The sequence below is a fragment of the Streptomyces sp. NPDC086549 genome (assembly GCF_044746205.1).
Taxonomy (GTDB): domain Bacteria; phylum Actinomycetota; class Actinomycetes; order Streptomycetales; family Streptomycetaceae; genus Streptomyces.
Window position 1 is genome coordinate 1 of record NZ_JBIVBS010000074.1, and the last position, 1113, is coordinate 1113.

At 68.9% G+C, this 1113-nt stretch carries 1 protein-coding gene; it reads right to left on the reverse strand.

Annotated features, from left to right (window positions below):
* The coding region (locus tag ACIPSA_RS51435; RefSeq protein ID WP_402649268.1) for an IS256 family transposase at positions 1 to 1089 on the reverse strand (1089 nt) is incomplete at its 3' end.
* Positions 1090 to 1113 lie beyond the last annotated feature (24 nt).

The following is a 1113-nucleotide window of genomic DNA, read 5'->3' on the forward strand; positions in this document are numbered from 1 at the left end:
GATGACGGCGGTGCGGTCGGGGAAGATGCCGACCACGTCGGTGCGGCGCCGGATTTCCTTGTTCAGCCGTTCCTGCGGGTTGTTCGACCAGATCTGCCGCCAGATCTCGCGTGGGAAGGCGGTGAAGGCCAGCAGGTCGTGCTGGGCGGCGTCCAAGTGGGCCGCAGCTTTGGGGAACTTGGCCTCCAGAGCGTCCAGGACATGTGTCATCTGGGCCTTGACCGCGTCGGTGTCGGGCTGTTCGAACACGGTCCGCAGCAGGGTGGCCACCCACGGCTGGGCCGACTTCGGCACCTGGCTCAGCAGGTTTCTTGCGTAGTGGGTGCGGCAGCGCTGCCAGGACGCGCCGGGCAGCACCGCCCCGATCGCGTCGACCAGGCCGGCGTGCGCGTCGGAGATGACGAGCTGGACGCCGGACAGGCCGCGGGCGATCAGGGAACGCAGGAAGGCGAGCCAGCCCGCGCCGTCCTCGGCGGTGGCGACGTCCAGGCCGAGGATCTCGCGGTGTCCGTCGGCGTTGACGCCAACCGCGATCAGGGCGTGGACGTTGATGATGCGGCCGCCTTCGCGGACCTTCTGGGTCAGGGCATCGACCCAGACGAACGAGTATGGGCCGGCGTCCAGGGGCCGGTTGCGGAAGGCGGCAACCTGTTCGTCCAGGTGCCGGGCCATCGCGCTCACCTGGGACTTCGACAGCTGGGTGACGCCGAGGGACTCGGCGAGCTTCTCGACCCGGCGGGTGGAGACGCCGAGCAGGTAGGCGGTGGCCACCACCGAGATCAGGGCCTGTTCGGCCCGGCGGCGGCGTTCGAGGAGCCAGTGTGGGAAGTAACTGCCCTGCCGGAGCTTGGGAACGGCGAGCTCGACGGTCCCGGCCCTCGTGTCCCACTCGCGCGGGCGATAGCCGTTGCGGTGATTGACGCGTTCCTCGCTGACCTGCCCGTACTCGGCGTTGCAGAGGGTGTCGGCCTCCGCGGACATGAGCGCGTCGGCGAAGGTCTTGACCATCGCGCGCAGCAGGTCCGGACTCGCCGCGGCGAGATTGTCCTCGGCAAGGGCGTGCAGGTGCAGACTGTCGGGTGCGGTCATCGTGCTGATCTCCTTCAAAGACTT